General features: G+C 49.2%; 29 protein-coding genes. 10 read left to right on the top strand and 19 right to left on the bottom strand.

All coding sequences use genetic code 11. The features are described 5' to 3' along the window. Nucleotides 1-12: 12 nt before the first annotated feature. The 4 genes from MKY96_RS09165 to MKY96_RS09150 form a co-directional block, all read right to left on the bottom strand. A complete protein-coding gene (locus MKY96_RS09165; protein ID WP_340939959.1) occupies nucleotides 13-1773 on the bottom strand; it encodes an ABC transporter ATP-binding protein in 1761 nt (586 codons plus the stop codon). Further along, nucleotides 1770-3512, bottom strand: a complete 1743-nt coding sequence (locus tag MKY96_RS09160; RefSeq protein WP_340939958.1) for an ABC transporter ATP-binding protein — start codon at nucleotides 3510-3512, stop codon at nucleotides 1770-1772. Before MKY96_RS09160 ends, MKY96_RS09165 begins: the two co-directional genes overlap by 4 nt. A 281-nt stretch (nucleotides 3513-3793) precedes the next feature. Then, the gene (locus MKY96_RS09155) at nucleotides 3794-4888 is read right to left on the bottom strand and encodes a radical SAM/SPASM domain-containing protein (protein WP_340939957.1); all 1095 of its coding nucleotides are present in this window, start codon (nucleotides 4886-4888) and stop codon (nucleotides 3794-3796) included. Nucleotides 4889-4897: 9 nt separating this feature from the next. After that, the gene (locus MKY96_RS09150; RefSeq protein WP_340939956.1) at nucleotides 4898-5176 is read right to left on the bottom strand and encodes a PqqD family protein; all 279 of its coding nucleotides are present in this window, start codon (nucleotides 5174-5176) and stop codon (nucleotides 4898-4900) included. A gap of 243 nt (nucleotides 5177-5419) precedes the next feature. On the opposite strand from MKY96_RS09150, the gene MKY96_RS09145 reads away from it, so the two are divergent. Together MKY96_RS09145 and MKY96_RS09140 are read left to right on the top strand one after the other, a co-directional pair. Next, nucleotides 5420-6172 (top strand): LytR/AlgR family response regulator transcription factor, encoded by a 753-nt coding sequence (locus MKY96_RS09145; protein WP_340939954.1) that lies wholly within the window; start codon nucleotides 5420-5422, stop codon nucleotides 6170-6172. A gap of 2 nt (nucleotides 6173-6174) precedes the next feature. Beyond that, the gene (locus MKY96_RS09140) at nucleotides 6175-6873 is read left to right on the top strand and encodes a sensor histidine kinase (RefSeq protein WP_340939952.1); all 699 of its coding nucleotides are present in this window, start codon (nucleotides 6175-6177) and stop codon (nucleotides 6871-6873) included. Nucleotides 6874-6924: 51 nt separating this feature from the next. Here the strand turns inward: MKY96_RS09140 and MKY96_RS09135 are convergent, their stop codons facing one another. Further along, nucleotides 6925-8088: an MFS transporter gene (locus tag MKY96_RS09135; RefSeq protein WP_340939951.1), complete on the bottom strand. Its 1164-nt coding sequence runs from the start codon at nucleotides 8086-8088 to the stop codon at nucleotides 6925-6927. A 130-nt stretch (nucleotides 8089-8218) separates the two neighbouring features. On the opposite strand from MKY96_RS09135, the gene MKY96_RS09130 reads away from it, so the two are divergent. Together MKY96_RS09130 and MKY96_RS09125 are read left to right on the top strand one after the other, a co-directional pair. Further along, nucleotides 8219-9136, top strand: a complete 918-nt coding sequence (locus tag MKY96_RS09130; RefSeq protein ID WP_340939950.1) for a LysR family transcriptional regulator — start codon at nucleotides 8219-8221, stop codon at nucleotides 9134-9136. 30 nt (nucleotides 9137-9166) lie between these two features. Continuing rightward, nucleotides 9167-10006 (top strand): Rpn family recombination-promoting nuclease/putative transposase, encoded by an 840-nt coding sequence (locus MKY96_RS09125; protein ID WP_340939948.1) that lies wholly within the window; start codon nucleotides 9167-9169, stop codon nucleotides 10004-10006. Nucleotides 10007-10108: 102 nt separating this feature from the next. Here MKY96_RS09125 and MKY96_RS09120 read toward each other — a convergent pair whose 3' ends face one another. The 5 genes from MKY96_RS09120 to murQ all read right to left on the bottom strand — a co-directional run bounded on the left by MKY96_RS09120 (nucleotide 10109) and on the right by murQ (nucleotide 14435). After that, the gene (locus MKY96_RS09120) at nucleotides 10109-10960 is read right to left on the bottom strand and encodes a MurR/RpiR family transcriptional regulator (protein ID WP_340939946.1); all 852 of its coding nucleotides are present in this window, start codon (nucleotides 10958-10960) and stop codon (nucleotides 10109-10111) included. 61 nt (nucleotides 10961-11021) lie between these two features. After that, nucleotides 11022-11327, bottom strand: coding sequence for a DUF871 domain-containing protein (locus MKY96_RS09115; RefSeq protein WP_340944504.1), 306 nt, complete (start codon nucleotides 11325-11327; stop codon nucleotides 11022-11024). Between the two features lie 21 nt (nucleotides 11328-11348). After that, a complete protein-coding gene (locus MKY96_RS09110; RefSeq protein WP_340939945.1) occupies nucleotides 11349-12074 on the bottom strand; it encodes a MupG family TIM beta-alpha barrel fold protein in 726 nt (241 codons plus the stop codon). Nucleotides 12075-12102: 28 nt separating this feature from the next. After that, entirely contained in the window at nucleotides 12103-13521 is a 1419-nt protein-coding gene (locus MKY96_RS09105; RefSeq protein WP_340939944.1) for a PTS transporter subunit EIIC, read from the bottom strand. Between the two features lie 26 nt (nucleotides 13522-13547). Next, nucleotides 13548-14435: an N-acetylmuramic acid 6-phosphate etherase gene (gene murQ / locus MKY96_RS09100; RefSeq protein ID WP_340939943.1), complete on the bottom strand. Its 888-nt coding sequence runs from the start codon at nucleotides 14433-14435 to the stop codon at nucleotides 13548-13550. Between the two features lie 296 nt (nucleotides 14436-14731). Here murQ and MKY96_RS09095 point away from each other — a divergent pair, with 296 nt between their 5' ends. Then, nucleotides 14732-15022, top strand: coding sequence for a helix-turn-helix transcriptional regulator (locus MKY96_RS09095; protein WP_340939942.1), 291 nt, complete (start codon nucleotides 14732-14734; stop codon nucleotides 15020-15022). An 86-nt stretch (nucleotides 15023-15108) separates the two neighbouring features. Then, nucleotides 15109-15243: a hypothetical protein gene (locus MKY96_RS09090; protein WP_340939941.1), complete on the top strand. Its 135-nt coding sequence runs from the start codon at nucleotides 15109-15111 to the stop codon at nucleotides 15241-15243. A gap of 22 nt (nucleotides 15244-15265) precedes the next feature. Here the strand turns inward: MKY96_RS09090 and MKY96_RS09085 are convergent, their stop codons facing one another. Continuing rightward, the gene (locus tag MKY96_RS09085; RefSeq protein ID WP_340939940.1) at nucleotides 15266-15625 is read right to left on the bottom strand and encodes a hypothetical protein; all 360 of its coding nucleotides are present in this window, start codon (nucleotides 15623-15625) and stop codon (nucleotides 15266-15268) included. 210 nt (nucleotides 15626-15835) lie between these two features. Beyond that, nucleotides 15836-16753, bottom strand: a complete 918-nt coding sequence (locus MKY96_RS09080; RefSeq protein ID WP_340939939.1) for a hypothetical protein — start codon at nucleotides 16751-16753, stop codon at nucleotides 15836-15838. Nucleotides 16754-16892: 139 nt separating this feature from the next. Here MKY96_RS09080 and MKY96_RS09075 point away from each other — a divergent pair, with 139 nt between their 5' ends. Beyond that, nucleotides 16893-17258: a GNAT family N-acetyltransferase gene (locus MKY96_RS09075; RefSeq protein WP_340939938.1), complete on the top strand. Its 366-nt coding sequence runs from the start codon at nucleotides 16893-16895 to the stop codon at nucleotides 17256-17258. On the opposite strand, the gene MKY96_RS09070 is transcribed toward MKY96_RS09075, so the two are convergent. Continuing rightward, nucleotides 17210-18802 (bottom strand): PucR family transcriptional regulator, encoded by a 1593-nt coding sequence (locus MKY96_RS09070; protein WP_340939937.1) that lies wholly within the window; start codon nucleotides 18800-18802, stop codon nucleotides 17210-17212. The two genes, MKY96_RS09075 and MKY96_RS09070, sit on opposite strands and share 49 nt — an antisense overlap. A 132-nt stretch (nucleotides 18803-18934) precedes the next feature. Between MKY96_RS09070 and MKY96_RS09065 the strand changes: the two genes are divergently transcribed. Both MKY96_RS09065 and MKY96_RS09060 read left to right on the top strand, forming a co-directional pair. Further along, nucleotides 18935-19720 carry an acetoacetate decarboxylase family protein gene (locus tag MKY96_RS09065; RefSeq protein ID WP_340939935.1) on the top strand — a complete coding sequence of 262 codons (786 nt, stop codon included), beginning with the start codon at nucleotides 18935-18937 and terminating at the stop codon, nucleotides 19718-19720. Nucleotides 19721-19733: 13 nt separating this feature from the next. Beyond that, the gene (locus MKY96_RS09060; protein WP_340939933.1) at nucleotides 19734-20498 is read left to right on the top strand and encodes an SDR family NAD(P)-dependent oxidoreductase; all 765 of its coding nucleotides are present in this window, start codon (nucleotides 19734-19736) and stop codon (nucleotides 20496-20498) included. A gap of 93 nt (nucleotides 20499-20591) precedes the next feature. On the opposite strand, the gene MKY96_RS09055 is transcribed toward MKY96_RS09060, so the two are convergent. Continuing rightward, nucleotides 20592-21209: an HAD family hydrolase gene (locus tag MKY96_RS09055; RefSeq protein WP_340939932.1), complete on the bottom strand. Its 618-nt coding sequence runs from the start codon at nucleotides 21207-21209 to the stop codon at nucleotides 20592-20594. A gap of 353 nt (nucleotides 21210-21562) precedes the next feature. On the opposite strand from MKY96_RS09055, the gene MKY96_RS09050 reads away from it, so the two are divergent. Next, entirely contained in the window at nucleotides 21563-22678 is a 1116-nt protein-coding gene (locus MKY96_RS09050; RefSeq protein WP_340939930.1) for an amidase domain-containing protein, read from the top strand. A 52-nt stretch (nucleotides 22679-22730) separates the two neighbouring features. On the opposite strand, the gene MKY96_RS09045 is transcribed toward MKY96_RS09050, so the two are convergent. From MKY96_RS09045 to MKY96_RS09025, 5 genes are all read right to left on the bottom strand, one after another. Next, complete coding sequence (locus tag MKY96_RS09045) at nucleotides 22731-23111, bottom strand: hypothetical protein (protein WP_340939929.1); 381 nt, start codon at nucleotides 23109-23111, stop codon at nucleotides 22731-22733. Between the two features lie 195 nt (nucleotides 23112-23306). Beyond that, nucleotides 23307-23552 carry a hypothetical protein gene (locus MKY96_RS09040; RefSeq protein ID WP_340939927.1) on the bottom strand — a complete coding sequence of 82 codons (246 nt, stop codon included), beginning with the start codon at nucleotides 23550-23552 and terminating at the stop codon, nucleotides 23307-23309. 21 nt (nucleotides 23553-23573) lie between these two features. Beyond that, nucleotides 23574-24185, bottom strand: coding sequence for a pyridoxamine 5'-phosphate oxidase family protein (locus tag MKY96_RS09035; RefSeq protein ID WP_445671428.1), 612 nt, complete (start codon nucleotides 24183-24185; stop codon nucleotides 23574-23576). A gap of 62 nt (nucleotides 24186-24247) precedes the next feature. Continuing rightward, nucleotides 24248-24640 (bottom strand): VOC family protein, encoded by a 393-nt coding sequence (locus MKY96_RS09030; RefSeq protein WP_340939924.1) that lies wholly within the window; start codon nucleotides 24638-24640, stop codon nucleotides 24248-24250. A gap of 36 nt (nucleotides 24641-24676) precedes the next feature. After that, the gene (locus MKY96_RS09025) at nucleotides 24677-25141 is read right to left on the bottom strand and encodes a hypothetical protein (RefSeq protein ID WP_340939922.1); all 465 of its coding nucleotides are present in this window, start codon (nucleotides 25139-25141) and stop codon (nucleotides 24677-24679) included. Nucleotides 25142-25361: the final 220 nt, after the last annotated feature.

Below are 25361 nucleotides of genomic sequence, written 5' to 3'. Positions count from 1 at the left end.
TATTCCATGTCATTAGGCATACAAATCACTCTGAGCTGTGTACATCTCATAATATTTCCCCCGCCGGTTCATCAGTTCGGTGTGCGAGCCTGCTTCACAGATCTCCCCCTGGTCGAATACATAGATGATATCGCAGAGCCGGGTCACTCCCAGACGGTGTGAGATCATGATCGTCGTCTTGTTCTCACACAGCGCCGAGAACTCTTCATAGATCTGCGTCTCCACCTTGGGGTCCAGGCTGGCTGTCGGCTCGTCCATAATCAGTATCTCGCTGTCCGCCCGGCTGAGCGCCCTGGCAATCGCCAGCCGCTGCCATTGTCCGCCCGACAGCTCCAGATCATTGTTCTCCAGCTGGCCAAGCTGGGTGTCCAAGCCTTGGGGCAGGTGATCAATGAAGGCATCCATATGGAAGATCCGCAAGGACTGCTTCTGGAACGCTTGTCCGAAATTCCCCGCCCGGATATTATCCGCGACTGAGAACTGGTATTTAATGAAATTCTGAAATACACAGACCGTCTTCCTCCTGAACGAATCAATGACGTCAGCCAGCGGGTCTCCTCCGATCAGCACCTCGCCTGAGGAGGGCTTGTACAAGCCTAGCAGCACATGAATGAAGGTGGTTTTACCACTGCCGTTTTCGCCCACTAAGGCAATTTTCTCTCCTTTATGAATCGTTAGTTCAATATGTTTCAGTGTAAGGTTCAAGCTGCCAGGGTATTTGAAATCCACCTGCTTGAACTGAATAGTTGATGCATCTGCAAGCGTCTTATGCCCCCCGCCGGCATCCTCGGGGAGGTCCAGGAAATTCAGCATATCTTCCATATATAGCGTGTAATTGTTCATGGAACTGATTTTATTCACCATACTGCTCAGAGCACCCGTTATGGCCTGCATGGCTGTAATCACCAGCATAACATCGCCTATACTCATTCGATTATCTATAACGCCCAGGCAGGTGATGAGCAGACAGATACCCAGTGCAATGTTCCGCAACAGATCGACGAGCGCTCCGCCCAGCGTATAATGCAGCAGCAGCCCGAACTTCTCTCTCCATACCTCGCTTCGGATCTCTTCCGTGCGGTCATTGAAATAATCAATCAATCCGAACATACGGATCTCCTTGGCATATCTTCTGCTTGTCAGCACATCGTACATATAGTTCAACCGCCGCAGCGGCTTGCTCTGTTCAACCGCCTGGAAGTAGCTCCGCTTGCCCTGTGCATTCATCAGCAGCAGATAAGGAATGGTGGCAAGCACCGCAATTATGGGGAAATACCATTTAATATTCAACAGCAGCACTATAAAGGAGAACATGGAGAAGACGGGAAGCACGACAGACAAGGAGTTGTTGACGTAAGCCAGAATCCCCTTGTTCACGTTGGACTGGACCCGCTCCAGCAGATCATAGACGGCCGGGTTCTCCAGCTCTTCCATATCAATAACAGACAGCTTCTTGTTCACCTGTCTGATGAATTCACGGTTAATGTTATACTTCAGGCGATTATTAACATGCGCAGTAATATGCTCTATCCCTTCCAGGGCAATCTTCAGCACGGTATATCCAGCGATAAGGATCAGCAGCTTGTGCGTTACGGCAGATGCGGACTGGACGATAGCGAGGCCATCGATCAGGAGCTTATAGAGCCAGGCTCCAAGCGGGGCCAGCAATGCGCTGAGCGCCATAAGCGCCAGTGACAGGTACAGATCTTTGGTGCAGAACAGCTTAATGATCAGCTTGAGGTTGCGGACATGAACCAGCATTTTCGTTGTCATATGACCTGATCTCCCGTATCGTACCATTTGGCCTGATTCCTGAAGAAGCTGCAATATTCTCCCTTCAGCTGCATCAGCTCAGCATGGGTGCCTACTTCCACGATCTCTCCCTGCTTCATAAATACGATTCTGTCGGCGAGCTTGGCAATTCCGATCCGGTGGGAGATGAGTACAACACTTTTGCCGCGAAAATATTTGCCGATATTGCGGAACTGCTGAATCTCCGACAACGCATCCAGGGAGGCAGACGGTTCATCGAAGATAATAAAATCGGCCTCGCGCATGAACGCCCGGCTGATCGCCACCTTCTGCCACTGGCCTTCCGACATCTCAATTCCGTCCGCATCGAATTTTTTGCCCAGAATCGTGTCCAGTCCCTTGGGATATTGCTGGATGACCTGGTGAATCTGGCCTTTCATCGTTGCTTCTGTGACTCTATCGTTGTCGTTGATACTCGCTACATCGCCCAGACCGACATTATCCCGGACCGAGAATTCGAATTTGGCATAATCCTGAAAAGCTGCGGTCGAGGTTTTACAGTAACTGTGGACGCTGCCTTCCGTCGGCTTCAGCAGACCGGCCATAATTTTGGCCAGAGTACTCTTGCCGCTGCCGTTCTCACCGACAAGCACAATGCTCTCCCCTCTGCCGATGTGCAGATTAATATGTTGTAACACTGCGGACGAATTACCGTATGCAAAAGAGACATCATGCAGCTCCATCGCCATCCTGTTTCTGGTTAACACCGAAGAAGGCTGGTGAGGAGTCTCTGCTGCTTGTATCTCCGGTGTTATCAAATCTCTGAATTCCTTGATGTAGATGGTATTCTTGCGGGCTTCGGAGAAGAACTCGGCGAAGGAATTGACTCCCTCAATGATCTGTCCCTGCCCTTGAGTTAATACGATCAGCTGATCCAGGCTCAGCGTTGTCAGCGCCACAGCATAACACATCACCAGCAGCGTACTGTTCTCCAGGCCCAGCATCAGCCCGGACCATATACAGCCAATCACCGTCCATTTCAGGCTGAAGGCCATATTCATGTCTCTGATCTCATCGAATTTGGAGAGCCGCTTCGACTCCAGCCACTCAAAAATCTGAAAGCTCCTAATCTCCTTCTGGTTGCTCCGGTCTTGCATGAGACGGCTCAAATAATTCAGCTTGCGGTCCTCATGCTCCTGCCTCTTCGTTACTGCAATATGTTCCTCCGTGTTGCGCTTCACAAAATAGTTATAGAGCAGCCCAAGCACAATAAAGGCCGCTACATACATAGCCCCCAGCCTGACAATAATCCATACAGACATGCAGAAGCCGGCAATGGACCCGAAGAAATGGAATACATCGTTAACGGCATTCGTGAGCTTATACCATAAGGTGTCCTTCGCCCGCTCGATTCGAAGCAGATAATCCGCCTGATCCAGCTTGTCTAAATCGGCCTGGGCAATAGCGGTGAACATCTGTCTTTGCAGCAGTGCGCCGACCTTATTCTCCAGCAATTCTATGAACAGCAGCGAAAAGGAATATTGGATATTCTTCAAGGAGTATACGAGGATATAGGCAATAATGAGGATGGCAATAGACATCACCCCGGACGGATGCCCAAGGCTGACGATGATCCGCCCGATCAGAAGCAGCTCTAAGGGCTGCAGGGCGTACATTAGGATATAGAGCAGGAGGATGGATACCATCGTTACCGGCTGTTGTCTGAAAAAGATGGACAGAACCCATTTATATTCCTTCAAGCGCTCCCCCTCCCTTTGTTAGACAAGAACATGATTATATGAAATAACCATGTTCTTGTCGGGTAGTATTGAACTTGTTAAGTATGCCGAGGATCAGGGTTTACCAGTTTCCGCATTTAAAGTTTTTCTTACAGGAGTAGCTTCCGCAGTTAAAGGTTTTCGGGCAGCTGAAGCCATTAGTACACGCAGCAGGAGTGATCATAGAATCAGTGCTTGCTTTTTCAATCATAGGTCTGATATAGCTCATGTTCTCACCTCCCTTCAAGTCGCTGTCTGCCGGATTACTGCGGCACTAGTGCCTTTCTGTTCTTCTTCAGCTCAGAGACATAATATTTCGTTCTTACCTTGCAGCAGCCGTCCGTATCCTGAATCGAGCCTCCATTGGCTACTGCGAGCGCTACACACCCCTTGCCGCAAGTCCCATTCCATATACAGCTCTGGCATTGGTTCATATAATTCTGTCCCACTTGAAAGAACTTGACCAGGTTCACGAGTTCCTGAGATTCAAGCATGGAGGACAGGCTCGTCTGATTGACATTGCCGATGGCATACTGCGCGTCCGTGAACAATTGGCACAGGAACACATTACCGGAAGAATCTATTCTCGGTGTTAACGGAATCCGGTCAGCGTCTTCGGTCACTCCATTTAACAACGGGCAGGCTCCTGTAAAATCATCGGGCAGTGTGATCTTCATACCGCTGTCCATCAGCTTCACAATCTCTGGTTCCCGCTCCAGACGCTCCACCAGTGCCGACTTCTCCAGAATGTCCAGGTATAGGTTGTTCCGGTTATCTTCACTGCGGCCCAGGTTACTGAGGCTTGCGATCTCAGCCTGGGGAATCTTAAGCTCAGCGACCATCTTCAGCAGATGAACGATGTCATCCTTATTGAAGCCCGTAAGCACGCTGCGGATCAGGATACGTTCGCTCATGCCGGCATCGAGTAAATGCGTAAGGCCCCGCATCGTCTGGTTAAAGCTGCCGCGTCCGCATAATTGATCATGAATCTCCGAGCGTGAACCATTCACACTTAGCTGTATGGCCACTTTGCAGGCCGCGAATTTCTCAGCAACCTCCCGGGTGATATAGGTGCCGTTCGTGATGACCAGCACCATGCCGAACTGCTTCTTCTGCAGTGCCTCCATGAAATCCCAGAATTCAGGATGCGAGGTTGGTTCTCCCCCGGAGATGGTGATGCTTGTATCGGGATGATCCGGCAGATCATTAATGATGTTCATGAAGGTCGGCATATCAATCTGATCCTGCAGGACGCCGGATTCGTTATAGCAATGCAGGCAGCGCAGGTTGCAGTTTGAAGTGATCTCCAGGTAGCAACCGCCTAATCGAAAGCTCTTGGCTGGGGATAACAATTCCACACAAGCACCTCATTTCCTTATTTTCACGAAACCTCTCTGCTCCAGTTCTTCAAATGCGCCAATACAGTCCGTAATAATATCGCTTAATTCAAGCTGGTCCTTCTCCAGACAATGGTCATGGAGCATACCGGCAACCTCTGATACCGTTCTTCCATTGCAGTGCTCCCATAAATACTTGGCGGTCTGATTCAAGAAGAACATCTCATGATTACGGTCCATCACCAGTGATTCCTCACCAAGATCCTCATGGATAACATTGACTTTTGACAATAACGTACTTGCGTTCATTCACTCACATCCTTACGGGAAATAACGGATTGTGTTGCTGGATAGCCACGGCATAACGTGATTTGTTTCACATTTGAATCTATCATTGATCTCTTCCATCTCTTCTGAATTCAATATAACGCATCCTTTCACTTTATGGAACATTATGTATGTTAATGGTATAATAAGGCATGCAAACGCATTCCCTGGTTCATTTTATTGCTAGTCTATGAGGGATAACGACATTTAAAAGGAGAGATCGAATTGTTTCATGTAGGCGTGTGCGATGATGATGCCGAGGTTCTGAGCAAGGTGAAGCAGTATTTCAAGCTGCTGTCGCTGTCGACCAACTATTCATTTGATGTCCACTGCTTCTCTTCCGGCGAACAGCTGCTGCAGCATTATAAAGCCATGCAGGGAGAATACACCTATCACCTGTTGATTCTGGATGTGGAAATGTCCGGGATCAGCGGAATTGAAACCGCTCAGGCTATCCGGTCTTTGCCTGACCGCGATGTGCAAATTATCTTCCTGAGCAGCTATCCTGAATACATCATGGACAGCTTCGACGTTCAGACCTTCCAATACCTGCTCAAGCCAGTCCCCTATGAATTATTCCAAGACAAAATACTTAAGCTGTGCAGCTATATTCATTCCAGCCCGAACCGCTTCTTCACCATTAAGGTAGAGGATGATCAGGTGGTGCTGCGGCGGCCCGATATTATTGCTATTGTCAAAATCAAGCATTCCCTTGCCCAAAATAAGCTGAAGCTCATCACTGCCTCCCGGGAGTACCTCATCAACGGTACCTTGCAGAGCTATTCGGATAAGCTGGGCAATCCGTTCCTGCTGATTCACCGTTCCATAATTGTCAATCTGGAGCATGTCCGCAGATTCAACGCGAATTCCGTGGTTATGTCCAGTGATGAAGAATATCCTATTGGACGTTCCCAGTCGAAGGCCTTCAAGGATGTCTATGCCGGGTATGTGCTGGAAGAAATTCAAGGGAGAGGATAACGATGGTCTTATGGTTCAGGAGGAGGAATGAGGCTGCCCGGCTGGCGGAGTTGAATGGCCGTCTGCACAGACAGCTTGAAGCCCAGGAGCTCAGCTATCAGGATACCTTACATTCCTTCATGGACATCAAGCGAATCATTCATGATATCAACAAGCAACTGGTATACATACGCGCCTGTATTGAAGCAGGTCAGGCGGCAGAGGGCGCAGATCATATTAACGGGATTTTGCAACAGATCGAGGCCTCCTGCAACACCATCACTACCGGCAACCTGGCGGTGGATGCCTTGGTCAGCCATGCGCTTAACCTCGCCTCTGACCTGAATATTGCCATGCAGCATAAGGTACAGCTCTCCGGTGCACCTGTTAACATTGAACACTACGATCTGTGCATAGTACTTGGCAACCTTCTGGATAATGCCATAGATGCTGCGAGACAGGTCCGGCCGGCTCAGAACAGATCCATTCAGCTTCATATCCATTCGAACAACAATGCCCTCGTTATCTATATTGGCAACTCCATGGCCGCTCCCGCCAGCACAGCAGCGCCATGTCGCCGGGCCCATCCTGAAATGCACGGAATTGGCTTAAGTACTATTCAACAGGTTACGGGCAAGTACGGCGGGCACCTGAGAACCACCGTCAAGCCAGGGAAGTACGAAACGGTTGTTGTTCTGCCTTATGCGAATACCGGAAGCTAAATACAGGTTGCCGCGCCGACTCGTATGGATCAAGAAGCCCGCACCGTCAGCCTATCCGTTCCTTAGAGCGTTGCCCTCGCGTGAGCTTCTGCCTATCATCAGTTGTACCGCGATCATAAGTACAGTAACCACAGCCATGCCGATCAGCGCGGGCTGGAAGGAACCCGAGGCATCGTAGATACGGCCAACCGCGAGCGGTCCCAAAGCTCCGAGAAAATACCCGCCCCCCTGATTAAGCGACGACCAGGAGCTGGCCTCTTCCGCCCGCTCCGTCATTAAGAGCGGCAGCATTAGAGCCAGCGGGAATAATCCGCCGGCGCCAATGCCGAGCAGCACTGCGCTCAGCAGCGGTGAGGCTGAGCCCAGAAGGAGCAGCAGTCCGCTTAGCTCGAACAGACTGCACAGCACTAGCCATAACGTGCGCCGCTGGAATCTGGCCACAAGGATGGGCACGAGGATGCTTACCGGAATCTGTATCAAGGTGAAAAGTGTGAGCAGATTGCCCGCTTCATGCTTGCTATACCCCATGGATGCGGCCATCGGCGCCAGCCAGGCAGTCAGCGAATAGAAGATGCTCGCCATAAGGCCGAAGAATATGGTCAGCAGCCAGGCTCTGCCGTTAGCCAAGGGCAGCCGGGCATGTGCAGTCTGCTCCTTCAGCGGCTTGGACCGCGCGGCAATCCTCCACCAGACAGGGAGAGCGGCAAGCGACAAGACTGCCCATACCGCCAGGGACAGCTGCCAGGAATTGTCCAGCCAGGTATAGACCGGAACAGCCAGCCCGGCTGCGAGTGAAGCACCCATCACCATTGAGGCGGAATACACACTGACCATAGCCGAGCGGCCGGGAAAATGACGCTTAATGAAGCCGGACAGCAGCGGTCCGGCAATTCCGATCCCTACGCCTGCTGCCAGCGCCGTCAGAATGAGACCAGAGGATGAAGACAGGAACCCGCGTGCGGCTGTCGCCGCCCCGATCAGCACCATAGCCCCGAAGATCGTGCGCTCCAGACCGAAGCGCCGGCTGATGCTCACGGCAAGGGGGGCGAATATTCCCATACACAGGACTGGCAGTGTTGTCATCAGACTCGCCTGCAGGCTGTTCATCCCCAGATCACTCTGAATGTTACCCAGCAGCGGTGAGACCGAAGTGATTACCGGACGCATATTTAATGAGGCTGCCAGCAAGGCAACGAATAATAGTAAGAAAGGCATTTCCATCACTCCATATCAGTATTTTGTATTTAGCCTGAGTATACGGCGATGTCATATATTGATCAATACTATTGTTTATATTATTATAATAGTAATTGACTATGATCTTATCCTGAAAGGAGTGAATTCCATGGAAACCCGCCACCTGCACTATTTCATGGCCGTCTGCGAAGAACTGCATTTCACACGCGCCGCTGAGGGACTGGGCATCAGCCAACCGACACTAAGCCAGCAGATTAAAGTACTGGAAGGTGAAATGGGCATGCCCCTGTTCGACCGGATCGGCAAAAAGATTGCCCTTACCGAAGCTGGTGCCCTCCTGAAGGACTACGCAGCCCGGATGATTCAGAATGAGCAGAATGCCAAGGCAGCGATTAATGAGCTGCGCTCCGACAACCGCGGCATGATCCGGCTTGGGGTGCTGCCCTCTGACCTGGACTACCGCCTAACTCCGATGCTGGTTAAATTCCATTCCGATTTTCCGAATATCCGGCTCCAGGTCTTCGCTTCAACGCTTATTCAGCAGGAGGTGCTGGAGAACAAGCTGGACATCGGCATCTGCCTTCCGGGTCCGCGTGATTCCATGCTGACTCAAGTGGACCTGGGCTGGGAGCCTTATCATCTGATTGTCCGCGAGGATCATCCTTATGCCGCCAAGAGCCACATTGAGCTGTCATCACTTCAGCAGATCCAGCTTGTAATGTACCCGCGCACCTACATCGGCAGAGAGCTGGTGGAGAATACCTGCCGGGAGGCAGGCTTCGAGCTGGAACCGATCATGGAGACCGGATCAGCCACCTCGCTGCTTCAGCTGGTCAAGGCCGGGATTGGCGGCACCATACAACCGCGCGGACTGCTTGAGGGCATGGAGAACAGCGGACTGTGCTCCATTCCGATCCTGAATACCGCCCCCTGCCGCAACCTCAGACTGATCTACCGGGCCGACCGCTACATCAGCCATGCCACCCATACCTTCATCAGCAGCCTGCGCCAGTTCCTGATCGACAATCTCCGGCTTGAGGACGGGCTTCGAACCCTTGAACAATGATATAATAATATTGAATGGAGTTGATGGCCGATGGAATTACTGGACCCGCGTGTGGATTTTGTATTCAAACGGATATTTGGCAGCGAGAACAACAAGGATGTACTGTTGGCATTTCTTAACCGCATTTTCACCGAAGCTGGCGAGCCGCCGTTGACTGAGATTATTTTAATGAATCCATATACGGATAAAGACGATCCACTGGATAAACAGTCCATCTTTGATGTTTATGCCAGAACGTCAGAAGGTAAACTGATTGATATAGAGATGCAGCTGTTTAATAAGTACGACATAGAGAAAAGAACGCTTTTTTATTGGAGTAAACGATATGCGAGTCAACTCAGCGAGGGTGAAAAGTATCCAGAATTGAAGAAATGCGTAACGATCAATATTTTGAATTATTCGTTCTTGAAGAATAAGCAATATCATAACGTATTTCATTTGCGGGAAGACCGGACAGGGATATCCTTGATTGACGACATCGAGGTTCATTTCTTGGAATTACCGAAGCTTGATGAACTTAGTGTGCCAACTGAAGGTGGACTGATCAATTGGCTATTGTTCCTGAAAGGTGCGGATACATCACACTGGGAGGTGCTGAAGATGAATGAGCCGGGATTAGAGAAGGCGATGGATACTCTACAATATCTGAGTCAGGATTCAGAGGCCAGACGATTGTATGAAGCGAGACAGAAGTATTTGCATGATGAGGCCTCCATGCTGGGAAGTGCCAAATTGGCAGGTATGAAGGAAGGTATCAAGGAAGGTATCAAAGAAGTAGCGAAGAATATGCTGGACTTGAATCTGGACATAATGACCATTGTAAAGGCCACTGGATTAACAGAGCAGGAGATCCATTCTTTGAGAAAGTAAGGAATGAGCGTCCACACGTTGATGCTACTTACCAAACAGGGGCCATCCCAAGCAGCCATTTCATGGCTTTTAGGACAGCCCCTTTTATAGAGAGGTTCAACATTAGTCATTCAAAACTTCAATCATCTGCCTTGTCTTCGCCAGCTGCTCCACAGTTAAATCATGCTGGGCAGAAGCATATACGCTAAAGACAATATCAAGCACAAATAATTGGGCGAATCTTGAGCTGGTTGCCGCACTGCGAAGTGTGGCTTCCGGGGCACGTGATGTAAATAAAGAAACATCCGCCAGCTGGGAAAGCTTGTTATTTCCAGGACGGGTAAGGCTGATTGTTTTGATCCCGTGCTCCTTGGCCCGTTTGGTTAATTGAATGACCTCGCCCGTCTCCCCGCTATACGAAATTCCCCAGAAGACAGCGTTCTCTGATTTCGTAGCCATAGCTGCCGCCAATAAATGACGGTCTGAAATAGCATATACATTTTTGCCGAGCCGAAGCCATTTCTGTGCGGCATCCTCTGCAATAATGAAAGAAGCCCCTATCCCATACACATAAATAACCTCTGCCTGTTGTAACAGGCTCACGGCCTGCTCAATCGAATGCGCGTCCAGTTGACTGGCTGTATTCTGAAAGGTCAATATGGTATTGGACAACATTTTATCAATGATAGAATGCACCGTCTCGTTGGATTCAACGTCAAAGTAGCCGACATAATTCGTATTCTCTACTTCTGCGGATAAACGGATCTTCAGGGCGGGGAAGCCCTCGATGCCCAATGAACGGCAAAAACGGACAACCGCCGCACTGCTTGCCTCCGCTTTAGCCGCTAACTCATGTATGCTCATATGCATCACTTCTTTAGCATTGGCAAGAATGTACTCCGCAACTTTTTTTTCGGATTCCGGCAGTTCATTTAATACCAGTTCAATTTGAGAAATCATACTTCCTGCTGCCAAGTTCTAAACTCCTCTCCTCAGTCTATTCTCCTTATTGTAACAAAATAGAAGGGAGTAATCATTAAGTAGCAGCCGTGAAGCTGAAGCTCCTTCCGCCTTGTCTGACGTAGTCCAATAGAGGAAGGTCCTCTTCTATCACATGACCAATCACATTAACAGCCTCATGCGCCGGCAGATCTCTTAGTGTGATCTGTAGCTCATGTTCATAGCGGCCATACAAATAATTATCGACGGTAATCGTCCCTCTAGGCCGCTTGTTCATATGCATAGGCGCAATCCTTCGGCTCATTCCAAAACGCTCCTGATCTGTCCGTGCCGTCTCAGAGCGAATCACATCACGGGCAGCGTCAAGGCGGTTCCGGTGGATTTTATCCCATAAGGCATAAGGTTATTCTTGGGTTACCCGCAAAGGAATAACCCCTTCCTCATACCGCTGAAATTGAATCTGAGATCCTTCTGAGAGGGTTAAATCGCCAACGAAAATTTTGTCCACTGCACAATCTTGCTCTAATTCCAGGTAGGCTAGAAAAGAAGATTGATTCCGGTGCTTCTCCAGGGTAGGCAAGCTTTGAAATAACGGTTTTCTCTTCAGCCCGTCTCCCGGAATAAAGGCCATCGTCGTAATCCCTTCCGCTTGCAGCCACCTGTTCTTCGCTATGAACGGTTCCTTATCCAGACCTGTCTCCGGGCGGGGATAATAATTATGCCAGGCTTCAATGTTCTCAAGACACATCGGATGCTCCTTCAATGCGGCTAAGAATTCCGGGGTTAAGGTGCTGGCATTTAAGGCGATTCTCATTTTGTTGGAGTAGGCGGCAATGTCACGGGCTTCAAAGCCGAAATCCATCCGCAAACCTGTAACACCAGCCTCTAGTAGAAAGGGTAACGAAAAGTTCTCCAATGCCTGCCCGGAGATATCCGCCATCAGGTCCATTCCTAACCGCCGGGCAGCCTTTGCGGTCTCCAGCAATTTCTCCTTCAAGGGTCCGAACTCATCCTCCGGCATATGAAGAGAGGTGAATATTTCGGTACAGCCTGCAGCCTTCATGTGTTCCATATACTTCACATTGTCTTCTAACGTGCGGTCCGCCACAAAAATTGAAATTCCGAGCACTGGAATCACCTCAATATCTCAGGGTCGCTTAATTCTGTTCTGCCATAGCCTCTTTGGGGGTACCGAAGAGATAAGTGGCGATAAATCCGCCAGCGTAAGCTGCAATTAAGCCTATTACGTATTTCAGCCATAATCCACCCGCAATCAAGGGAATTAAGGCAACTCCGGAAGGACCAATAGCAATGGCTCCAACGTTGCCGAATAAACCAATGACCGCACCACCAATCCCGCCTCCAATACAAGCTGTAACAAACGGCCGGCCTAGCGGTAAAGTAACCCCGTAAATCAATGGCTCACCGATTCCCAGAATCCCCACCGGAAGAGCACCTTTAATCATGTTCGTCAATGATTTATTCTTCTTGCAGCGAATCCATAAGGCGATGGAAGCCCCAACCTGGCCTGCACCGGCCATAGCCAGCATCGGCAGCAGCAGCGTCATCCCTGAATCATTGATCATCTCAATGTGAATCGGCGTCAACACCTGATGCAGCCCTAACATAACAAGCGGCAGGAACGCAGTTCCTAACACAAAGCCTGAGAATGCTCCGCCCACTTCTAACGTCCAGTTAATCGCTCCGATTAAATTGCTTGAGATGAATCCGGCGAACGGCATGATGAAAAAGATGGTTACCAGCCCTACAGCCAGCAAGGCGATTGTAGGTGTAACGATAATATCAACCGCATCAGGAATCACTTTACGCAAATATCTCTCAACGATGGACAGAATCCATACGGCGATGAGAACGCCGATCACCCCGCCTTGCCCCGGTGTCAGAGGTGTACCCGTAAATATATTAGTAATGGTCAGGTCTGCTGTAACCCCTGTTAACAGTGTTACCCCGCCGATTACTCCCCCGAGAGCAGGCGTAGCTCCGAATTCTTTGGCAGCGTTAATACCGACATAAATCACCAGGTAACTGAAAATCGCATTTTTGATGACATTTAATATCGTCACATATTGCTGCCAGGTTGCTGTGTCTAAATTACCCGCTGTAATATTGTTCGCCAGAATAGAGCCAATACCCGCAATTAATCCGGCCCCAACGAATGCAGGGATAAGCGGGATGAATATATTTCCGATCTTCCGCAAAAAGTTTTTGAACGGCGTATCATTCTTCTTTTTTAGCTGCGCCTTCATTTGTGCGCCTTTGGCCTGTAATTGTTCAGCCGAAATTGTACTTTCGCCCGCTGAAGCACTTTCTTCAAGCACTTTACCGAATTCTTCAGCTACCTTGGTCACGACCCCAGGTCCGAGAATGACTTGATAGGTTTCATCATCCACTACTCCCAGAACCCCATCAATTTGCTTCAACTCTGCTTCAGCGATCCGGCTACGGTCCACAACAGTTACACGAAGACGAGTCATGCAATGGGTGTACTCGGATACATTCGCACGGCCACCGATGGCCCCTAATATTTTGACCGCTAAATCATGATATTTACTCATGTTGTAACCCCCTTCTTCTTATCGTATTATTGAATCGCCTGACGGACGAAGCCTTGTGATGCTTCCAGCCGCTGCACAGCTTCTTCCTTAGTTAGCCCCGCAAGAATCATCACAATGGCAATCTTCGGTTTCTGATCTGCCTGCTTCAGAACACGCTCCGCCGTTTCAGCGTCACACTCTGTCGCATCCATCACAATCCGTTTGGCACGTTCTACAAGCTTTTCATTGGTCAGCTGTACATCCACCATTAAATTTCCATATACTTTGCCCGTACGAATCATTGAAGCGGTTGATAGCATATTGCAGATTAATTTCTGCGAACTCCCCGCCTTCAAACGTGTTGACCCGGTTAATACCTCCGGTCCATTTACGACTTCAATCGCAATCCTGGCAATTCTGCCAATCGCTGAATCTTTGTTGCAGCTCACAGCTACAGTGGGTGTTCCAATAGAATTGGCATATTCTAATCCGCCGATCACATAGGGTGTGCGTCCGCTGGCGGCAATGCCGACGACAACATCTTTCGCTGTCAGCTTAATATCCTGTAGATCCTGCACCCCTAATTGTTCATTGTCCTCTGCGCCTTCGACGGCTTTGATAAACGCCCTCTCTCCCCCGGCAATTAGCCCGATGACCTCCTCAGGTGCTGTTCCAAAGGTTGGCGGACATTCAACAGCATCCAGCAGGCCGATACGCCCGCTTGTTCCAGCCCCCATGTAAATTAAGCGTCCGCCTTGTTTGATCGCCATTGTAATCACTTCCACAGCTTGCGCAATTTGCGGAATGACTTGTTTCACAGCTTGTGCGACCTTGTGATCTTCTTCATTCATCACTTCCAGAAGCTCAAGCGGTGTTAACTCATCCAGGTTCATGGTCTTCTTATTGCGGGTCTCCGTTGTCAAATGCTCTAACATGATTTCCATCATCCTTTTCCGTTTATGAAATCGCTCTCTAAATGCAGAATACCATTACTGAAATATTATTTCAACATAATTATTATTTTATTAAAATTAAATATCAATAAGGAATTGAACACATACAAAAACAAACCCCTGCGATGCACGCAGGAGCTTGTTCATGTATCCTTCTTCTATATTTCCCCTTTACGCCTCCATCAACCCTAACGCTGAATCGCCCCTTTTGTCATCAGCTATTGTTAGTCAGGAACCGGACTTCAAATAGCAAAATGGGATAATATGCTGGCTATGCTATGGATGCTGCGGTCCGGCAAAAACTCACTGCCGCACAGATTGCGGACAGTCTGGAGATCAGCGTCCGTACCGTGTACCGGTATATCGACGCGCTTGGTGCCAGCGGTGTACCGGTGGTTGCGGAATCCGGGCATGACGGCGGAGTGTATATTCTGGACAGCTTCAGCGAGACCCCTCTGTTCTTCAACGCATTAGAGCTGAAGGCTACTTCCGCAGCCAAGCGGAAGAGGAGCGGGAAGAAGCCGGCCCCCTTGCGGTTATCCGCATTGAAGGGGAGCCTGATACGCTGAACAAGCTATGCAGCAATTGGCATCTGCGTCACTACTTAACGGAACGGACCGACCGGGAGGCGCAGTTCCTGCTCGATGTTCCGTCCATGAACAAGTACCTGCCCAAGTATCTGCTGTCGTTCGGTACAGCGATCCGTATCCGGGAGCCGCTTGCGCTGAAGCTTCTGATTCAGGACAGAGCCCGCGAGATCAGCAGGCATTACATGGACGATGCCGATTGAACTTCACTGACAAGCGGTTTGTTTAGACCTTAAACAATATAATGATCTCGGTAAGCAGAACGAGCCCGGCGGCCGATACACCCAGCGAATTAATAATCGTCAGTGCATCCGGGTAGCTCTCTTTGCGGAACTGGGAGCACAGGGAGACCGTCCATAATACGCTGAAAAATAGTCCGGCTGACCCGCAGCCCTGCTCGTTCAGAACCTGTCTTCTTCGCCGAAAGAATCTGCCGAGTCCGGCAAAGGTGAACGCCATATAAATAATAAGCTCAGCCGATGAAATGGCGATGACCTCGCCTGCAGAAAACAGATGCATCAAGGCGTACTGAATGCTAAAACCCATAATTACAAGCATGTTAAAGGAAACCTTGTGAATACTCAAGCTTCTTCCCCCTCCTACGTAAAAACGTACACAGCATTTAGATAACGCTTACATTATAATTGTAATCGTTTTCCTTTTCTGTGATTAATGACGCTTCGGGCCTATAGGAAGATATGCTTTGCGGGTCTTTGCGCCCGGGTTCTGCGCAACAAGAACCCGGGCTGCTTCGGCAACAGCCCGGGTTCTGCCACAAGATGTAAGTGGTCTTGACTACATAGCTTCCAGATAATCCATCACAGCCTGAGTCTTCTTATCGCCATTCTGCTCCACAAGCAGCAGGAAATCATCCAGCTGAGTCAGCAGCCTGCTGGCCTCAATCTGCTCAGGACCTGCCTCAGAAAGGGTATTCTCATACGCAATTGCCGCTTTTAGAAGGATGACCTGGGTCTTCTTGTCGAACAGCGGTGTGTTGGGGGCTCCGTTAAACACAATCTGCTTGGAAGCTTCAAAGGCTTCCTTCATGGCGGCGGCACGGTTAGAGGTCTTATACGTCTGCACAAAGGCTTCATACTGCACCGCCCGTTCCACGACCTGGTACCAGTCCACCTGTAACGTTCTGTTGATCACAGTGGGTTGCTCCGACTCTGCGGCCATCAGGTCGATGTATACCTGCAGATCTTTGCTGAGGTACGGCTTGAATACCTTAAAGCTCTTGTATTGAATGACCGGAATAAACCCGCCGCCGCCCCTCTCCAGCTTATAGTTCATGGCCGTCAAGTCTTGCAGTACAATCCGTGACTCGGACCGCTGCACCTTGGAGCGTGCCAACGCCATGGACATGCCCGGGGTGTATATATTTTTGATATCCAGTTGAACGACAGGCGCATTCATACGTTTGGTTGCTGTAGGAAGGTAAGCCTTTAGTGCATTCTCCAGATGCAGCACCGCCAGATTCGCTTCGAGCTGCGTCATCTGGCCGATCCGGTTAACCAGCGTAGCTTGGGCCAGGCCAATGGAAGACGGCTTTTGCAATCTCTGTTCGAATAAAGCGAAGGCTGTTGTAGGCTTCACCGCCGCTGCCTCGATCTTCTGCGGGAAAGCGCCAAGAACGGTAATTCCGGCACCCGTGAACAACATTGCAGATGCAAGTGCGGCTGCCAGGTTTTTAGTTAATCTCTTCGGCCTCATAGGCACACCCCTTCAATAAATAGACGTAGTGCTTATATTTTACCATACATTAACAACCGGGTTCACGTTCATAGACAACCCGATTATATGATCGCATAATAATAGTATGAAATATTGCCCATGAATAGGAGAATCATCAATGAACTTATCCGAACCTTTTACAACCAGCCGTCTGCACTTCCGCTTACTGAATCAATCAGACACCGATGCCGTCTACAAGCAATTCTCGGACCCGGACATGTGCAGATACTTCAGTGAGCCGCCCTGCGATTATAACGAAGCTGTGGAGATTATTGAGCATTACGCCCAGCCTGAAGGCAAAGACCATCACCGCTATGGGATGTTTGACCGGGAGACCGGTTCCTTCATTGGCACCTGCGGCTATCATTACTGGGACGCTGAGCGGAAGCAGGTGGAGATCGGTTATGACATCTGGAAGGACTATTGGGGGCAAGGTTATATGTCGGAGGCCCTGCTCCCTCCCCCATTGAGCTTTTCCAGATAATCTGTCATTTGATAGGACATATATAGCCTTAGTACCTGATCGATCTGGCGCAAATCAAGCTGAATCAGTTCGTCGATCTGGCGTAAGCGGTACCGCAGGGTGTTGCGGTGGACGAATAGTTCGTCGGCGGTCTTTTGCAGCTGCTGGTTGTTCTTCAAATAGCAATAGAGGGTATGATACAAGTCGGCATGATGCTTCTCATCGAATTCACGCAGGACTGTAAGCGCCGGATGGGTGACATCCCGGGAATCATGCTGCGCATGCGGGGATAACAGGTCATACAGCTGCACATCTGCATATAGCACACGCGGCTCCGCAGGCCAGACGATCCGCCCGATCTCCAGCGCCTTGAGCGCCTGCAGATAATATTTGCGGCAGTCCGTAAGGTCGGTGAATTCCCTGCTGATCCCCAGACGGAGCTGATGGCTGACGAGAAATTCCCGCAAGCTTGGATCATACTCTCTTGACCTGGACGATGCAGTATCACCCTCACTGACCCCTACCATATATTCATGGTAAAAAATCAGGCGCTCTTCCCCGAAATGCAGGTGCAGCTGATCCCTTAAATAACCAGTGTGTTTGCCGGAAGCGGAAGCCTCATACCCCGTAAGCTCCAGCACCAGAATAGACAATCTGCCCTTAGGCAGATGCACTCCGCTCTGCAGGCTCTCCTGAATAAGTACCGGTCCGTTCTCCTCATTCTCCAGCAATTCATAGATCAGCTCTTCATATTCCGCCTGGCTTGAATTCCTGTAAAAGCTGTTCTTAGCCAGCTCCGCTGCCACCAGCCCGGCCGTAAAACCCGCCAGCTCATGATCCTTCTGTTCAATCGGGCGTGTGTCGCCCAGCACAATCACATTCCCGACAGGCTTGCTGCCGATCCTAATCTTGGCGACCAGCTTGGTCACCCGGCTTCCGCTGCATTCCACTTCGTAAGCCTCCAGCGACTCTATGCCGGTCTGCACACTCTTCAGTTGGTGGACGGCAGCTATGAAATCATAGGAACAGTAGCCTTTGTGCAGATTATCGCTCCAGATGGGATCGCTAACCCCGCTACAATCCGAAGAAGCCAGAACCTTATAGCTTACATCGATGATAATTACCGGATTGCCCATCAGCTCTGCCGCCGCACAGACGATTGCATCCAGTCCTTTGCCGGCGACACAGGCCTCAAGCATCCGCCCCTTAGCCTGCTCCCGTTCAGCCTCTTCCAGGAACAGCCCCCGGATCTGATTATAGAGCTCGAATACATCTTCCCCTGCCCCGAATTCCATACGGTTCTGTCTGCTATATATCTGCTGATGCTGGCCTGAAGCTGGCTCCACAGTATCATTAATCAGCATCAGGCTGGCCTGCTCCAACCCTTCTGCGTGATCCGGTAATCCGGACCGGTAGCCTACATAAATAAATTCAGGCGCAAAATGCGTCAGGCTCTTCGTAATCAGCATCGTATCTGAATATGCTGTCGTTATTGCTTTGTTCCACTGGATATGTAGGGCTTGCTTACTAAATTGTCTGCTAATCTGTTCAAAGGTTACATTCATCGCTCTCCCCCCTTGATTATTATAGTGCGCCGCGCACAATATTCCCATTTATTTTTATATTTTCCATATATATAATCACTGGAATAGTCATGTTACATTATTCGTGACCCTATATCACAGGAGGAGATTCAGATGAGCAGCTTCGTAAAAGATGTGAATGAGATTACCAAAAGAATCAATACACCTACGACCTTCTATAATGCCGAGACACTAACTGTCTATTGGGAGACTTCGCCCGAAGTGATCCGCAGAATTCTGCCCGCCCCGCTTACGCCGGGTCCAAGACCGCTTGTGCATGCTTTTGTAGCTAACTATCCCCGCACCAGCTTCTGCGAGCCTTACCGTGAAGCTGCGGTCTTCGTTCTGGCATCGTACAACGGGCAACCGGGCACCTACTGCCTGTCCATGCCGATCAGCGATGATATCGCGATGGGCCTGGGGCGTGAGATTTACGGCTTCCCCAAGAAGATGGCCGACATCGGTCTCCAGAAGGAGGATCACCATATAGCAGGCAGCGTCTCACGGCGGGGCACTGAATTCTTCCATGTAGAAGCTGCACTTAGCGGTAAAATGAATGCCGTAGACGGACAGCGCATCATTACTGAGCATTATGGTGATGGCCTGCCTGTCTTCAATATGAAGTATTCTAAGTCTCCAGATGGACGCGGATTTGATCTTGGGCCGCTGCTGATCCGGCAGACAGCCTCAATGGATATCAGTGTGCGCACAGCGGCAGAAGTTGAGATTCACCTGCATGACTCTCCGCATGATCCTTGGGCCGAGCTGGAAGTCGTTCGTATGCTGGGCGGCATCTACACGGTCAGCAATACCGTCCTTGAACGCGGTGAGGTTCTGACTGCTGTAGATCCTGAACAGTTCCTTCCCTACTCCAACTTGCGCTGGGATTGGTGGAATTAATGGAGGTGTGCCTGTGAGAAATCCATTTGATTTGAGCGGAAAAGTAGCAGTGGTGACAGGCGCAGCCGGGGGAATAGGAGTGGAATTGGTCCAAGCTCTGGCCGGGCAAGGGGCGGATGTTGCCCTGCTGGATGTAAGAGTGGACGAGCTGGAAGCGGCGCGGCAACAGATTGAAGCCCAGGGCCGCCGGGCGCTTCCGCTCCAATGCGACGTAACCCGCAGCACGGATATTGAATCGGCGGTAGCAAGCATTCTGGAGCATATCGGACGGATAGATATCCTGCTGAATAATGCCGGAGTCGCCTCCGTTGGCTCGGTCGAGGAATTGGCAGAAGCGGAATGGGACCGGGTGATGGATACCAATGTGAAGAGTATGTATCTCATGTCCAAAGCTGTGATCCCGGCCATGAAGGCACGCAAAGCGGGCCGCATTATCAACCTTGCTTCCATCTGCGGTGTGAAGGGCAGCAAGCTGGCCGCCCTGCATGCCTATAATGCCTCCAAAGGCGCTGTCGTGAATCTGACCCGCGGCATGGGCGCGACCCTTGCTCCTTACGGAATCACAGTGAATGCGATCGGACCCAGCTTGTTCCCCAGCCGGATGACCCGCGCACTGTACCAGGACCAATTTCTGGAGCAGTATAATACGCTATGCCCCATGGGCCGGCCCGGCAACCCCGATGAATTGAACGGCGCTGTCCTCTACTTCGCCTCGGATGCTTCCAGCTACACGACAGGCCAGACGCTGTATGTGGACGGGGGCTGGACAGCCGTCTGATCCTAGCATAAAGAGCTGTCTTCCTAGCCTTGGAATGGCTGGAGGGCAGCTCTAGCTTTTACAGAAAGGGACGTCCCTTATATGGAGGGCGAATCAGAACAAATCCAACATCCCATCCAGCCAGTCAATCACGTAATCATGACTGCTCACTTCACCGAAGCCGTATCTTGCATATACAAAAGGAATCCCCGCGAACCTGGCCGCCTTCCTATCCCCTTCTGTATCGCCTACATAGACAGGACTCATCAGATGATTTCTGTCCATGACCAGCTTGATATTCTCTCCCTTGGACAGTCCGGTTCTCCCCGGATTCTCGTAGTCTGTGAAATACTTCTGCAACCCATGATACGCATAAAAAGCCTCAATGTACCCCGCCTGACAGTTGCTTACAATGAACAGCTTATATTTAGCTGATAATGCCTGAAGCACCTCTTCCACCTGTTCGTATAATCTTCCACCTTGTCTCGCCAGCACATCACATTCCATGTCACAGCAATCATCCAGCATCCTCTGCCGGGTATCCTCATCCGTATCAGGGAACAGCCTTCGGCCAACCTCCGGCACCGGCAGACCCATAATTCCCTGTAAATCTTCTATAGTTACTTCATTCGCAGCTCCATTGTAGCTGTTAATCACATGATTCCATCCTGCTACTACAGTCTCCGTCGGGTCCCATAACGTGCCATCCAGATCAAAAATAATACTATCCATTTCGCATTCCCCTCACCTTTTGCGCAGCCTTAATAAGGCTCAGAATACTATCAATTGTACTCCGATCAAGTCCCGATAACCAAGTAATCGTATCATGCTCTTCTCTTGTTACGCTTCAGCCAACCAACTCAATAGCTGAAGAACTAATACCTTTAGGGATAACAAAAACATTCTCTTTTAGCTATCCGTAAAGGTATACCTTTACGGATAGTGTGTTGCATATTGAATTGTACGAATATCTCAAAAATATATCTTTTTTAAAAAAAAGTTAAAATTTCAAGGAACCTTTTCCCTTTTTTGGCGTTTATAACTATGAACATCATTACAAAATATGACAATGGGAGAGTGGCAAATTGAACTTCAAGAAGACTTGGTTGATTGTCGGAACGTTCGCTCTAGGCTTCAGCTTAGTAGGAAGTGCTGTTTCCGCCGAGACTTATTCTGAGAAGAATGCTGATATTCAAATTAAATCTGGTGATATCCAGTTTTACAATGTGCTTCCTGGAAAGTCAGCAGAGGTGAAGGAAAAAGCTCTTATTGAACACAAAGATGCTATCAACTTGGTTGAAAACCAGTTGAATAAAGATACTATCGCTATCAAAACAGACTTAGACAATGTGGAATATCAAAAATATGTACTCTCATTAGGAACTTCTTTTGAATTATTCTCTGCTGAGGATATGAAAAAGATAGTAGAATATGTAAAATTTATCGATTGGTATGAAAACTATGAACTTAATGTACAATTGAAAACATATCAAAATAAGCTTAAAAACAACATAACACTCTCCAATGCAGAACTTACTGAATTAAATGGTCTTTTACCGATTCCTTCAGATGCTCCTTCTACTGCTCCATCTACAGCCAATAGCGAAACAAACTTTGATTCTTTCGCAACAGACGAGGTTAGTCCACTAGCCGTTTCCGCAAATGGATATGACAACATAGCAGCCCGTGACTATGCTTATAGTTGGTGGAACAAAAGAAATCCCACGTATTCAACATATTATGCTGAAAAAGCAGGCTGTAATGTAGCGAATTCATCTTGTTGGTCGCAATGGAATGATTGCACTAACTTTGTATCCCAAGCGATTTATGCAGGAGGGATGAAATTTAGAACAGGTTCCCACGTAACTGCTGATGATGCTTGGAGGTTCGGACCTCTTATGCCTACTCACACGTGGGGAGGAGCGCAAAACTTCTATAAACATTGGAGTCAAAGAGCTGGCGTTGCATCAAGTGTGACCGCTCTACAAACAGGTGATGCCGTAAATGCGGACTTTGGAGCTGATGGACATGTCGATCACACTGCTATAATCACAAAAAATACAGGCAACAACAATAATAATAAATTCTTAACCCAACACACAACTGACAAAAAGGAAACTAGCACACTCCAAGATTGGTTTAGCGCTGGCTATAGTGTATATGGATACGAAATGGACAAAGCTAGTAACACTGGTAACTAAGTACAACGTAAAACAACGCCCCCTTTACAAAGTAGGGGCGTTGTTTTCTTGTCTAGTCCTCAAGGTTCGCAATTCCAGCATTCAAACTATATATAATATAAAAATGATTCCATTGCTGCGTAGTGACTATTTCTTCCCTACCGTCTTTCTTAAAAAAATAACCCGATCCCTCCTGTTGAGTATATACCCACCCTTCTCGTTCCATGCGTGACTTTAACAGTTCCTGTGGATCGCCCTCTTCTTTCGTGAGATAGCGCTCTCGGCCAGGCATATCGCTATCTATCCGAATAACAGATTTACCGGTTGATTCTAAACGATACATGTGTTTCACATTATTATATCCAACGTTATTGACGTATAATGCTCCTAACGTGGCTAAAAGGACAATAGCCCCAATAAAGCTAAATAAAATGATCTTCCATTTCTTCTTCATCCGTTCCCCTTCCCCTTCCCTCTTAAAAAATTGATTTCATCATATTTATAAACGGAAGCGGGCATCACTTAGTTACCAAAAAAAATCGATTAGTCCTCTCCTTCCACGTTCTCATACAACTCCGTCAATAAGAAACCCTGAACGCTCCAAAGCCAGTTTAAAAGCGTCTGAGCTGAAATTTAGCGGCTCATCAATCTATTTCTGTTTGACCTCCAGCAACGCCCATTTTCTCGGGAAAACAATAATTCCGTTGATCGCTTGAACAGGAATAGACGTATCATAAGTAATGATCATAGTTGTTGTTCTAGAGGCCCCGCCCAGATCAAATGCACCATATTCAGCGAATAGCTCTCTGCTCTGCGGATCTGCATCCCCGACTCCCGGACCAGTCCGAGAATATCCCGGGTCTGATGGCATCCGTATCAGCCGCTCTGTATCCATCCCCGCCGTTCACTCCCCTTCTTAATACAGCCGCTTCTCATAGCTCTCCTCTATCCCGCGCCGCACCACTTCCTCCGTGAACTCCGCTGCATTCACATGAGCGGCGATGATGGCCGGAGCAGACGGGAGCGTGGCTTCAGCAGGCCATGTGCCAGGGTCCCAGACCTGCGATCTTTTGAAGGCCTTGGCACAGTGCATATAGCATTCCTCCACCTTCACCCCGATCCCCAGCGCAGGCCGCTTGCCTCTGGCTCTCATCCGATCCAGAATAGGCTCATCCTTAATGATATAGGCTTGCCCGTTAACCCGCAGTGTCTCTTCAAGTCCCGGGATCACAAAAATCAGACCGATATGCGGATTAGCCAGGATATTCAGCAAAGAGTCCAATCTGCGGTTGCCCGGACGTTCAGGAATGACCAGATGTCCTTCATCCAGCACCAGCACCGAACCGGGCGCATCCCCGCGCGGAGAGACATCGCATGAGCCGTGTTCATCTGCTGTGGACAGAAATAATAGAGGGGACATCGCTATATAATCACGGCAGTGATGATCCAGCTGATGGATCGCTTTGCGCTTCACCACTTCACTCGGGTAGCCCAGAAGCTCTCTAAGCTCATTTTCCGATGTCAGCATGTCATGAAAAGGTTTATTCATCCCGCACCCCGCTTCTGATTATTATGTTAACCGTACTCCGCCTAACGCCAGACCTTCATCCGTTCATCCAGAGTGGAAGTATGCAGCTCCAGCTGAATCCCATCCGGGTCCAGGAAATTCACCGACCAGCCGGTTCCCCGCTGAACAGGTCCTCTGACGATCTCAACGTGATGCTTCTGCAGGATGTCTACAGCATCATTGAAATCTTCCTCTGCGATATAAAAAGCTACGTGATCCATCCCGGCGAATTCGTCTAAAGGCTCCTTGGTAACCGTTCGTTCAAGCAGACATACCCAGGCGCTGCCCCACTCCAGATAGGCATCTATCCGGCCGCGGTGTCTGACATTCATACCCAGAATGCCCTGATAGAACTCCAGAGATGCCTTAAGATCGCGTACCTTAAGTGTGATGTGACTGAATCCGGTGACTTTCATTTGATCATCTCCTCCTATCATACGTTCCTTAGTTCACTACAACCATCTCACAAACTTCTTATGTACTACTTCGATCTGATGCCGATCTGCCCATTCCTTTAGCGCCTTTATCCCTTGATCTTCCTGCTCCGGGAAGCGAAAACAGTATTTGTAAGGAACCAACAGGTGCGCTTTAGGCTTTACTGCGATCACGGGCATGAGGTGTCCTTTAATGAAAATCTGCTTAATAGCAGAGGCTTCAATCTCTACATTTTTGATCTGCATTACTTCCGGCCTTATCCCTATGTTGAACACTCTGCTGAAGGTCAGCAAACGATAGATCATAATTCCTGCAACGGCGGTTGCGATTCCGACGACGAGATAGACCCAAAAATACTCCAGCGGAGTAGTTCGGTCAAAGCGAAGGAAATAGCATATCCAGAATACCATAAGGGCCACCACGCTTATAGTCGCCGGCAATTCAGCAGGACGTTTACCCTTGAACACGATCCTCTTCTCCATCCCTATCCCCCTTCTCATTTATCCTGAAGAACAACAAGCTTCTTCTATCATACAGGGAAATGCTGGAATGAGGAAGGGTAGGAGGGCTGACGACATTTATCAAGCCCATATATGCTTTTTTAGCCACACGATCAGAGTCTAAGGGTTTACACTCTCATCGACCACTTTTATTAAGCAGCATTGTTGCATTTCTTGCAGCAATTTTCTAAACAACAATGAA

Source organism: Paenibacillus sp. FSL R7-0302 (genome assembly GCF_038006885.1).
GTDB lineage: Bacteria > Bacillota > Bacilli > Paenibacillales > Paenibacillaceae > Paenibacillus_AQ.
The sequence above is the reverse complement of the archived record's forward strand: the minus strand, read 5'-3'. Positions and strand labels throughout refer to the sequence as shown.

What these genes read in the sequence shown, in the direction of transcription:
- MKY96_RS09165 (WP_340939959.1), bottom strand. Translation starts at nt 1,773, where the DNA reads ATGACAACGAAAATGCTGGTTCATGTCCGCAACCTCAAGCTGATCATT.
- MKY96_RS09150 (WP_340939956.1), bottom strand. Translation starts at nt 5,176, where the DNA reads ATGAACGCAAGTACGTTATTGTCAAAAGTCAATGTTATCCATGAGGAT.
- MKY96_RS09140 (WP_340939952.1), top strand. Translation starts at nt 6,175, where the DNA reads ATGGTCTTATGGTTCAGGAGGAGGAATGAGGCTGCCCGGCTGGCGGAG.
- MKY96_RS09135 (WP_340939951.1), bottom strand. Translation starts at nt 8,088, where the DNA reads ATGCCTTTCTTACTATTATTCGTTGCCTTGCTGGCAGCCTCATTAAAT.
- MKY96_RS09130 (WP_340939950.1), top strand. Translation starts at nt 8,219, where the DNA reads ATGGAAACCCGCCACCTGCACTATTTCATGGCCGTCTGCGAAGAACTG.
- MKY96_RS09125 (WP_340939948.1), top strand. Translation starts at nt 9,167, where the DNA reads ATGGAATTACTGGACCCGCGTGTGGATTTTGTATTCAAACGGATATTT.
- MKY96_RS09105 (WP_340939944.1), bottom strand. Translation starts at nt 13,521, where the DNA reads ATGAGTAAATATCATGATTTAGCGGTCAAAATATTAGGGGCCATCGGT.
- murQ (WP_340939943.1), bottom strand. Translation starts at nt 14,435, where the DNA reads ATGTTAGAGCATTTGACAACGGAGACCCGCAATAAGAAGACCATGAAC.
- MKY96_RS09095 (WP_340939942.1), top strand. Translation starts at nt 14,732, where the DNA reads ATGGATGCTGCGGTCCGGCAAAAACTCACTGCCGCACAGATTGCGGAC.
- MKY96_RS09090 (WP_340939941.1), top strand. Translation starts at nt 15,109, where the DNA reads ATGAACAAGTACCTGCCCAAGTATCTGCTGTCGTTCGGTACAGCGATC.
- MKY96_RS09080 (WP_340939939.1), bottom strand. Translation starts at nt 16,753, where the DNA reads ATGAGGCCGAAGAGATTAACTAAAAACCTGGCAGCCGCACTTGCATCT.
- MKY96_RS09075 (WP_340939938.1), top strand. Translation starts at nt 16,893, where the DNA reads ATGAACTTATCCGAACCTTTTACAACCAGCCGTCTGCACTTCCGCTTA.
- MKY96_RS09070 (WP_340939937.1), bottom strand. Translation starts at nt 18,802, where the DNA reads ATGAATGTAACCTTTGAACAGATTAGCAGACAATTTAGTAAGCAAGCC.
- MKY96_RS09065 (WP_340939935.1), top strand. Translation starts at nt 18,935, where the DNA reads ATGAGCAGCTTCGTAAAAGATGTGAATGAGATTACCAAAAGAATCAAT.
- MKY96_RS09055 (WP_340939932.1), bottom strand. Translation starts at nt 21,209, where the DNA reads ATGGATAGTATTATTTTTGATCTGGATGGCACGTTATGGGACCCGACG.
- MKY96_RS09045 (WP_340939929.1), bottom strand. Translation starts at nt 23,111, where the DNA reads ATGAAGAAGAAATGGAAGATCATTTTATTTAGCTTTATTGGGGCTATT.
- MKY96_RS09040 (WP_340939927.1), bottom strand. Translation starts at nt 23,552, where the DNA reads ATGGATACAGAGCGGCTGATACGGATGCCATCAGACCCGGGATATTCT.
- MKY96_RS09035 (WP_445671428.1), bottom strand. Translation starts at nt 24,185, where the DNA reads ATGCTGACATCGGAAAATGAGCTTAGAGAGCTTCTGGGCTACCCGAGT.
- MKY96_RS09030 (WP_340939924.1), bottom strand. Translation starts at nt 24,640, where the DNA reads ATGAAAGTCACCGGATTCAGTCACATCACACTTAAGGTACGCGATCTT.
- MKY96_RS09025 (WP_340939922.1), bottom strand. Translation starts at nt 25,141, where the DNA reads ATGGAGAAGAGGATCGTGTTCAAGGGTAAACGTCCTGCTGAATTGCCG.